The following is a 9,494-nucleotide window of genomic DNA, read 5'->3' as shown; positions in this document are numbered from 1 at the left end:
GTTGTTTGTCGTGCATTCCTGCGAGGCGCGTTACCACAAGCCGGCGCGATTGGACGATGAGCTGTTGATAAGCGTTGAAGTGATTGAGTTGAACCGCGCAAGCCTGCGATTTCGTCAGCAGGTCAGGCTGGCTGCGGATGAAACGCTGCTTTGCGAAGGGCAGTTTTTGGTGGCGTGTGTGCGCGCTGACAGTTTGAAACCCCGGGCCATTCCCGAAGCTCTGCGTGCGGCCTTTGCCGGCCAGAGCGGCGCGGGTACACATTTAGAGCAGGAGATAACGCGTGGAAGCTAACGTAGTAGACCATTCCTCCATGTGGAGTATGGTCAGCAATGCCAGCATAGTTGTTCAGTTGGTGATGCTGATTTTGGTGGGTGCTTCAATTACCTCCTGGATCATGATTTTTCAGCGCAGCAATTTGATTCGTGCTGCTCGTCGAGCACTGGAGAGCTTTGAGGAGCGTTTTTGGTCAGGCATTGATCTGTCCAAGCTCTACCGTCAGGCCGGCAGTAACCCGGACCCTGATTCGGGCGTCGAACAAATCTTCCGTGCAGGCTTCAAGGAATTCTCCCGACTGCGTCAGCAGCCGGGCGTCGATCCTGATGCAGTGATGGAAGGCGTGGCTCGGGCCATGCGTGTCGCCATTTCTCGCGAAGAAGAAAAGCTTGAACAAAGCTTGCCGTTCCTGGCAACCGTAGGTTCTACCAGCCCATATATCGGTCTGTTCGGTACCGTATGGGGGATCATGAACTCCTTCCGTGGTCTGGCCACTGCTCAACAGGCGACCCTGGCGACCGTTGCTCCGGGTATTTCCGAAGCACTGGTCGCGACGGCTATCGGTCTGTTCGCCGCAATCCCCGCAGTAATCGCCTACAACCGTTTTGCTGCTCGCGGCGAGCTGTTGATCAGCCGTTACTACACGTTCGCCGATGAGTTCCAGGCGATCCTGCACCGTAAAGTGCACACCAGCGAAGAGTGAGCAGGTAATCCTTTATGGCTTTAATCGCTCAAGTTCGTCGCAAACGCCGGAAGCCGGTTGCCGAAATGAACGTAGTGCCTTACATCGACGTGATGTTGGTACTGCTGGTCATCTTCATGGTCACCGCACCGATGCTCAACCAGGGCGTGAAAGTTGACCTGCCAAAAGTCTCCAGTGAGGCCTTGCCGCAGGACAACAATAATCAGGTTCTGACCATTTCGATCAAGGCTGACAAGACCTATTACTGGAACCTTGGCAGCGAAGTCGATACCGATAAGCAGCAGGACAAGGCTATGACCTTGCCCCAGATGACCAGTGCGGTGACCAAAATCATCCAGGCCGGTCGCGAAGGTGGCAAGCAGACTCAGGTCTTTATCCGTGGCGATAAAACCGTTGATTACGGCTCTGTGATGGGCGCAATGGGCGGGCTGCAGAAAGCAGGGGTCGGTAATGTTGGCTTGATTACCGAGGCGCCCTGATGCACCAACAGCGAGAGCCGTCCGCCTCGGAGAGTTTCTTCTGGCCTAGCGTCTGGGCTGTGGCACTGCATATTCTGATTTTTGGCATGCTCTTCGTCAGCTTTGCCATGACCCCGGATTTGCCGGAAGCCAAGCCTATTGTACAAGCGACCTTGTATCAGCTGAAATCCAAAAGCCGCGCAACGGTCCAGACCAATCAGAAGATCGCCGGTGAGGCGCAAAAAACGGCTGCACGGCAGACTGAAACCGAGCAGCTGGAACAGAAAAAAATTGAGCAGCTAAAGCAGGATGCTGTGAAAGCTGCGGAACAAACCAAAGAAGACGCGGCTCAAAAAGCTGAAGATCAAAAAGCTGAAGAATCGAAAAAAGCTGACGCAGCCAAGGCTGAGGCGAAAAAAGCCGATGACGCCAAGAAAGCGGACGAAGCGAAAAAAGTAGCGGACGCTAAAAAGGTTGAAGAAAAGGCTGATATAGCCAAGAAGAAAGCGGAAGACGACGCCAAGAAAAAGGCCGAGGAAGACGCCAAGAAAGCCGCGGCCGACGACGCTAAAAAACAGGCGGCCGACGACGCGAAGAAACAAGCAGTGGAAGACGCGAAGAAAAAAGCGGCTGACGATGCGAAGAAGAAAGCCGCCGACGACGCCAAGAAAAAATCGACCGCCGATGCGGCCAAAAAGCAGCAAGATGCTGCACGCAAATCTGCCGAAGACAAGAAGGCCGCGGCCTTGGCTGAATTGCTCTCCGATAAACCGGAGCGGCAGCAGGCATTGGCAGATGAGCAGGGTGACGAGACAGCGGGCAACTTTGACGATCTGATTCGTTCGCGCGCTGCAGAAGGTTGGGCTCGACCACCTTCTGCAAGAAAAGGCATGACCGTTGTACTGCAAATTGGAATGTTGCCTGACGGGACAGTGACTTCGGTCAGTATCGCCAAGTCCAGTGGAGACACGCCGTTCGATAACTCGGCGGTGGCGGCAGTTAAAAATATTGGTCGATTGACAGAAATGCAGGGCCTGAAACCAAGTGATTTCAGTCCTTACCGTTCATTCAAGATGACATTCAAACCTGAGGATCTAGCCTTGTGATTAATATTCTTCGAGGATTGCTTATCGTTCTTTGCTGTGCGGCGGGAATGGCCGCTGCAGATGAAAAGAACATCATGGTCACTACCGGTACTGATCGTGCGACGCCGATAGCAGTTGTTCCGTTCGGGCTGCAGGGCGGTAGCGTCTTGCCTGAGGACATGGCCGATATCATCAGTAATGACCTGCGTAACTCGGGCTATTACTCACCGCTGGCCAAGGCGAGCATGATCAGCTTGCCAACTCAGGCAAGCGAGGTTATCTACCGCGACTGGAAAGCGATTGGCGCCCAATACTTGATGGTCGGCAGCATCGTTCCTTCGGGCGGTCGTTTGCAGATCAACTACGCCTTGTTCAACGTGGCGACCGAACAGCAAGTGATGACCGGTAACGTCTCTGGTACCAACGATCAACTGCGCGACATGGCGCATTACATCGCGGACCAGGCGTTCGAAAAACTCACCGGTATTAAAGGTGCGTTCTCAACCCGTATGTTGTACGTCACCGCTGAGCGTTTCTCGGTCAACAACACGCGCTTCACGCTGCAACGCTCCGACTACGACGGTGCCCGTGCAGTGACGTTGCTGCAATCGCGCGAGCCAATCTTGTCGCCGCGATTCGCACCGGACGGCAAACGTATTGCTTACGTGTCATTTGAGCAGAAGCGTCCGCGCATCTTTATTCAACACATCGACACCGGTCGCCGTGAGCAGATCACCAACTTTGAAGGCATCAACGGCGCCCCTGCATGGTCCCCGGATGGTACCAAGCTGGCGTTCGTACTTTCCAAAGACGGTAACCCTGAAATTTACGTAATGACCTTGGCTACCCGCCAGATCAGTCGCGTAACTAATGATCCGGCTATTGATACTGAACCGTTTTTCGGGAAGGACGGCACCACGCTGTACTTCACGTCTGACCGTGGCGGCAAGCCACAAATTTACAAAACAAGCATCAATGGTGGCAGTGCCGAACGTGTAACGTTCATCGGTAACTACAACGCCAACCCGAAATTGTCGGCCGATGAAAAGACGCTGGTAATGATTCACCGTCAGGACGGCTTCACAAACTTCAAGGTAGCAGTGCAGGATTTGCAGCGCGGTAGCGTAAAAATCCTCACAGATAGCAACCTTGATGAGTCGCCTACTGTCGCGCCCAACGGCACCATGGTAATCTACGCCACCCGCCAGCAGGGCCGGGGAGTCTTGATGCTCGTGTCCATTAATGGACGCGTAAGGCTCCCGCTTCCTACCGCACAAGGCGAAGTCAGAGAACCTTCCTGGTCCCCTTACCTGAACTGACGCGGCGCTACACGTTTTGCTTAACACACTTGGGGTTCATTAGGAGTTTCACGATGGAAATGCTGAAGTTTGGTAAATTTGCTGCTCTGGCTCTGGCCATGGCTGTAGCTGTAGGTTGCTCGTCCAAAGGTGGCGATAACGCTGGTCAAGGCGCTGCTGTAGATCCTAACGCTGGTTACGGCGCTAACACTGGCGCTGTTGATGGCAGCCTGAGCGAAGAAGCTGCTCTGCGCGCGATCACTACTTTCTACTTCGAATACGACAGTTCGGACCTGAAACCAGAAGCCATGCGCTCCCTGGACGTTCACGCTAAAGACCTGAAAGCCAATGGCGCTCGCGTCGTTCTGGAAGGCAACACCGACGAACGTGGTACTCGTGAGTACAACATCGCACTGGGCGAGCGTCGCGCGAAAGCCGTTCAACGCTACCTGGTACTGCAAGGCGTTTCCCCAGCACAGCTGGAACTGGTTTCCTACGGTGAAGAGCGTCCAGTTGCTACCGGCAACGACGAGCAATCCTGGGCTCAAAACCGTCGCGTCGAACTGCGTAAGTAATTTGACATGCGAACGTGCCGTCGTGCTCTAACCGTTTTGACTCTCGCCCTTCCGCTTTTTGCGTGGGGTGCGGTTCCTGTGGTCGATAATAATTCTGGCTCTGGTAGCAGTAACAGTTATCCGCCAGCGGGTTATGGCACGTCCGGCGCCTATGCCGGGGGAGGGGTTACGGCCCCTGCCTCGGCACAAGGTCAGCTGTTCATGCAGTTGCAACAAATGCAGGATGAAATCTCGAAATTACGCGGTACGGTCGAGGTTCAACAGAACACTATCGACCAAATGAAGCAAGAGGCGTTGGAACGTTATCAGGACCTTGATAAGCGTATCAGTGCTGGAAGCGGGGCTGGCGGCGCACCTGCCGCAGGAGCTACCGATAATTCTCAAACCAACGGTGATGTAAATGCCGGTGGTGCGCCTATGGCACCTGCAGCGCAGGCTCCGGCGGCAAACGCGGAACCGGGTGATCCGGCGAAGGAAAAAGTCTATTACGACGCAGCCTTCGACCTGATCAAAGCCAAGGATTTCGACAAAGCGAGTCAGGCCTTCACGGCGTTTCTTCGCAAGTACCCAAACAGCCAATACGCGGGCAATGCCCAGTACTGGTTGGGTGAAGTGAACTTGGCCAAAGGTGACCTTCAAGGCGCCGGTCAAGCCTTCGCCAAAGTCAGTCAGCTGTATCCCAAGCACGCAAAAGTGCCGGACTCACTGTACAAGCTTGCAGATGTCGAGCGCCGTCTCGGTCACACCGACAAGGTAAAAGGCATCTTGCAGCAGGTGGTTTCCCAGTACCCTGGCACCTCCGCTGCACAGTTGGCACAGCGTGATTTGCAACGCATGTAATGCGTATGTCAGTCAGCTGAACTGACCTCAAATAAAGAAAGCCGCGCCTGTCGCGGCTTTTTTGTTAGAATCTCGCACCCGAAATTCCGGTAATACATACGCTTCTCTGGGCCATGCGTTTGCAGGTTCGTTGAAGTGCCTAACGGAGGCGGATGGCCTGTTTAGCTATTACGCCCGTGGCTCATATGCAAGACACACTACGAATCACCGAAATCTTTTACTCGTTGCAGGGTGAAACGCGTACGGCAGGCTTGCCCACTGTATTTGTGCGGCTTACGGGCTGTCCTTTGCGTTGTCAGTACTGCGACAGTGCCTACGCCTTCAGCGGCGGCAGCATTCAAGCGCTTGATGCCATCGTCGAGCAAGTGGCCAGCTATCGTCCGCGCTATGTGTGCGTGACCGGCGGCGAACCATTGGCACAGCCAAACGCCATCGCGCTGCTCAAGCGTCTCTGTGATGCTGGCTATGAAGTCTCCCTTGAAACCAGCGGCGCTCTGGATATCTCTGCGGTCGATCCGCGGGTCAGTCGGGTTGTCGATTTGAAGACGCCAGGTTCTAAAGAAGTCGGGCGTAACCGATACGAAAATATCGAGTTGTTGACACCTAACGACCAGGTCAAATTTGTGATCTGCTCGCGGGAAGACTATGACTGGGCGGTGTCAAAGCTGATTCAATACGGTCTGGAACGTCGCGCAGGCGAGGTGTTGTTCTCCCCGAGTCATCATGATTTGAAGGCACGGGATTTGGCCGACTGGATCGTGGCTGACAATTTGCCCGTACGCCTGCAAATGCAATTGCACAAGTATCTCTGGGATGATGAGCCGGGGCGCTGAGATGAGTGAGAAGACGATGACTGAAAAAAGAGCGGTAATCCTTCTGTCTGGTGGTTTGGATTCAGCGACCGTACTGGCGATGGCCCTGGCTGACGGCTACACCTGCTACACCATGAGTTTCGACTATGGTCAGCGCCACCGCGCCGAGTTGAACGCCGCCATGCGCGTTGCCCGTGATCTGGGTGTGGCGGAGCACAAAGTCATTGGCCTGAACCTGAATGGCATTGGCGGGTCCGCGCTGACCGACAGTTCCATCGCAGTCCCGGAATCCCCGGGCGAAGGTATTCCGGTCACTTACGTGCCTGCACGCAATACCGTGTTTTTATCGTTGGCGCTCGGATGGGCTGAAGTATTGGGTGCGCGGGACATCTTCATCGGCGTCAATGCGGTGGACTACTCCGGTTACCCGGATTGCCGTCCAGAGTTCATCGAAGCGTTCGAGCGCATGGCCAACCTGGCAACCAAGGCCGGCGTGGAAGGTAACGGTTTCCGAATTCAGGCGCCGCTGCAGAACATGAGCAAAGCCGAGATTGTTGCAGCAGGGATGCGTCTTGGGGTCGATTACGGTCTGACCGTTTCGTGCTACCAGGCCGACGATCATGGTCGCGCGTGCGGTAAATGCGACAGCTGTCGTTTGCGCGCAGAAGGCTTTGCGACGGCGGCTGTAGCCGACCCAACCCGCTATTTTTGAATTAGTTTCAGTTAAGTGTTGAATTAATCATAGAAATCAGTAATATACGCGCCACGTCGGGTCGTTAGCTCAGTTGGTAGAGCAGTTGGCTTTTAACCAATTGGTCGTAGGTTCGAATCCCACACGACCCACCATTTTCAAGTTCGACGTTTTTAAAAAGCTGTAAGGCCCATGCAAATGAGGCTTTGCGGCTTTTTTTTTGCGTCGAGATTTCCCACGGTGGGTTTTCATAGCTAGGATCTGAGATCCCCAATCTTGATTCATACCAGACAAGCAGCCCTCGAACGCTCTCCAGCAACTGAACCAGCTGCTCTTTCAATCCAACGTGGGAGCATCGCCCACCGAGCCGCTTTGAAGCTCTTCAGGGTTACATGGGGAAGCGGTGTTTGAAGTGGCTGGCAGTTCGTTTCGCCATGGAAAGAACGCTTGTGCAAAGGGTGTCCGTGGCAAGGTATCGTTCTCAATACCTGTTTCTACCCATTCATCTTTTTCGGGGATTTTCAGCGTTCCAAATATCAGGTCCAAAAAAGGAAAAAAAGCGGCAAAATTACAGCCGTGATATTGGCTATCTTTTGCGTGATGCAATCGGTGCCATTGCGGGCCTGAAAGTAACCACCTCATGGGGCCTAGCGAAATACGGATGTTGGAATGCGTGAAACAACCCCAGCCACTGAAAAGTAAGGTGAACCCTAAATATGGGATCATATTCCCTCCGCATAGTATTGTGGTTGGGATATGAGTAAATAAAAAGCTGACCAGCACAGACCCCACACTCTGTCGAAGCGCGGTTGAGGAGTTCACTTCCGTGTCGCTATGGTGAACGCTATGAAATACCCAGAGCGCTGAAGATTTATGCTCAAATCGATGCGCCCAATATTGGAAGAAGTCCCATATTAGAGCGTATATCGCAGTGCCAACGACGGCGCCCACTATGCCGTCTCTCTTCCAGTCAGGTAGAACGCGTTCAATTAACGATATAGCTGGCAGCAGTCGGGCGCACCAATCCATAAAAGGTGCCGTGATTGCTAGTCCCACTAACAAATAAATGAAAACCCTGAAGTTATGCCACCGTCCACTAAGACCTGGATCAGTCGCGGCTGGACGACACACTTCAATGATCCACGCGACCCCGCCGATCAGGGCTGCTTTGGCCAGCACCTTGGAGTTGTGTTCGATTCCCGCCATTGCCCACTGCATGAAGTCGCTCATTGTTGCCTCATTTTTTTAATGGACGTCAACGCGTAAGCCCATGCCAGATGGCGTTCTTGGCATAGGCTGGCCTGGAACAGGGGGGGCGCTTGTAGCTGCGCTTCTCGCAACCCTGTTCTCAGCTAGTGCATCTGCAGTGTTTTGACCTGACCCAAGCAGCGAGCATAGCTGTCATGGCCGTACTATCCATTGCGGCCCCCCAGATTTCGCAGATTGTCCACGGCTTTGTCGATTCTGAGTCGTTCGAAGGGGTCAGCACGCTGGCCCTGATGACGGGTTATCTGTAGGCGCTTGGTGCGGGGAGGGCAGAGTGCTATTGGGTATTCATGCTGAGCGGCTGCGACCCGGAGGGTGACGCCATGTACGCGCAGGCGTTGCGTTTTTTTTGGTGTCGTTTTTGTCAGTGGGGGGATCTTCCAGGTTTTCCGTCGATGTCATGATTTCCGATTCGGAGATCGAGCTGCGCTGGAAGGCATGCGTAAGCATCCGCAACGATTGTTACTGCATCAAAAGCGCCGCTTCCTCAGGCAAACGCACGAAAATGTTGTACCTGGATTTGTTCTCCGTGGTTTCGAAAGCCAGCAGCTTCTCAATCAGTACCGGGTTTAGCACCTTGCCAGCATTCAGCAGCATGCCGTTGTCGGCATTGAGGTTGCGCACCAAGGTCATCCGCGGCTTCAATTCTCGGGTGGTCACAGCCTTGACCAAGGGGTCGTTGAGGACCGCATCGTTAAGGTAAGCGGCGCACGCACCGGCGAAGCCGTCAATTAGGTCGGGGTCGTAGAGCTTGCCGGCATATTTTCGGATGAACAGCAGCGCTTCATCGCTACTCATGCGTCGTTCAAGGATCAACCCGGCCTGCAGTTTGATGAAGTCCACTGCCAGCTTAAGCAGCCGGGCGCCATACGGGATCTCCTTCACGCTGATCAGGTCGATCACTTGGCGGTTGGTCTGTTTGTCCTGAGGTAAGCGCTGGTTAACCAGCAGTGAGAATACCTCGGTGCCCGTGGCGTAGCTGTGTTTGAGTTCTTCATAGGCCACGTCAAGCATGTCGGCGGTTTGTTGCAGCTCGGCGGTGCGGGCCAACACGCGTTTCTCCAACGTGGCGTTGAGGCTTTTCAACTCATCGTTCTGATGCTGGTTCAGGCGTTCCAGGCGCTGCCGCTCGCGCTCGGAAAGCTGGAATGCCAGGTACTGGTGCAGTGTCCGGACGAAGTCTTCGTCATATGAGCGAAGCAAGGTTAGATGAAATGTATCGGCGATTGGCAACTGCGATGAAATATAAATGAGGCTCTAAACTTCGCGATCAGCTCGCCGATATGTAGGCATCAATGCAGGGCAAAGCCATGATCCGCATTGCAAATTGGTAGATGACGACGATGGCGATTCAAAGAGTCAGGACGCTGCTCGTCACGTTTCTGCTGCTGAGCGCCGGCGTCAGAGCGCAGGTCCTCGACGAGCCGTTAACACCCCTCCCAGCACCGACCATCCAAGACCCTGGCATAGTCGAACTGGGTCGCAAGCTGTT

Annotated in this window: 10 protein-coding genes, 1 tRNA gene and 1 pseudogene; 10 read left to right on the top strand and 2 right to left on the bottom strand. The window is 54.2% G+C overall.

The features are described 5' to 3' along the window. The 10 genes from M0974_RS16380 to M0974_RS16335 form a co-directional block, all read left to right on the top strand. On the top strand, positions 1-292 hold a 292-nt coding region (locus tag M0974_RS16380), incomplete at its 5' end, for a thioesterase family protein (RefSeq protein WP_297838787.1). Then, a complete protein-coding gene (gene tolQ, locus M0974_RS16375) occupies positions 282-977 on the top strand; it encodes a protein TolQ (RefSeq protein ID WP_297838784.1) in 696 nt (231 codons plus the stop codon). The genes M0974_RS16380 and tolQ, both read left to right, overlap by 11 nt. Before the next feature lie 23 nt (positions 978-1,000). After that, a complete protein-coding gene (gene tolR / locus M0974_RS16370) occupies positions 1,001-1,456 on the top strand; it encodes a protein TolR (RefSeq protein ID WP_297838793.1) in 456 nt (151 codons plus the stop codon). After that, positions 1,456-2,541, top strand: a complete 1,086-nt coding sequence (gene tolA / locus M0974_RS16365; RefSeq protein WP_297838781.1) for a cell envelope integrity protein TolA — start codon at positions 1,456-1,458, stop codon at positions 2,539-2,541. The genes tolR and tolA overlap by 1 nt, the downstream gene beginning before the upstream one ends. 47 nt (positions 2,542-2,588) lie before the next feature. Then, a complete protein-coding gene (tolB, locus tag M0974_RS16360; protein ID WP_297838790.1) occupies positions 2,589-3,839 on the top strand; it encodes a Tol-Pal system beta propeller repeat protein TolB in 1,251 nt (416 codons plus the stop codon). A 53-nt stretch (positions 3,840-3,892) separates the two neighbouring features. After that, positions 3,893-4,393 (top strand): peptidoglycan-associated lipoprotein Pal, encoded by a 501-nt coding sequence (gene pal, locus M0974_RS16355; protein WP_297838777.1) that lies wholly within the window; start codon positions 3,893-3,895, stop codon positions 4,391-4,393. A 6-nt stretch (positions 4,394-4,399) separates the two neighbouring features. Beyond that, entirely contained in the window at positions 4,400-5,233 is an 834-nt protein-coding gene (gene ybgF, locus M0974_RS16350; protein WP_297838775.1) for a tol-pal system protein YbgF, read from the top strand. Positions 5,234-5,418: 185 nt separating this feature from the next. Continuing rightward, on the top strand, positions 5,419-6,066 hold the full coding sequence (gene queE / locus M0974_RS16345; RefSeq protein WP_297838773.1) for a 7-carboxy-7-deazaguanine synthase QueE: 648 nt from the start codon (positions 5,419-5,421) through the stop codon (positions 6,064-6,066). Positions 6,067-6,082: 16 nt separating this feature from the next. Further along, positions 6,083-6,757: a 7-cyano-7-deazaguanine synthase QueC gene (gene queC, locus M0974_RS16340; protein ID WP_297838771.1), complete on the top strand. Its 675-nt coding sequence runs from the start codon at positions 6,083-6,085 to the stop codon at positions 6,755-6,757. A 58-nt stretch (positions 6,758-6,815) separates the two neighbouring features. Beyond that, positions 6,816-6,891, top strand: a tRNA-Lys gene (locus M0974_RS16335). A 181-nt stretch (positions 6,892-7,072) separates the two neighbouring features. On the opposite strand, the gene M0974_RS16330 is transcribed toward M0974_RS16335, so the two are convergent. Continuing rightward, positions 7,073-7,966: a sterol desaturase family protein gene (locus tag M0974_RS16330; RefSeq protein ID WP_297838769.1), complete on the bottom strand. Its 894-nt coding sequence runs from the start codon at positions 7,964-7,966 to the stop codon at positions 7,073-7,075. Positions 7,967-8,464: 498 nt separating this feature from the next. After that, positions 8,465-9,190 (bottom strand): annotated as a pseudogene (locus M0974_RS16325) (HD domain-containing phosphohydrolase); the annotation flags it as partial. Between the last annotated feature and the right edge of the window lie 304 nt (positions 9,191-9,494).

The organism is Pseudomonas sp. (assembly GCF_026224925.1).
Classification (GTDB): domain Bacteria; phylum Pseudomonadota; class Gammaproteobacteria; order Pseudomonadales; family Pseudomonadaceae; genus Aquipseudomonas.
Note: the sequence above shows the minus strand (reverse complement) of the source record. Positions and strands in the feature narration are given on the sequence as shown.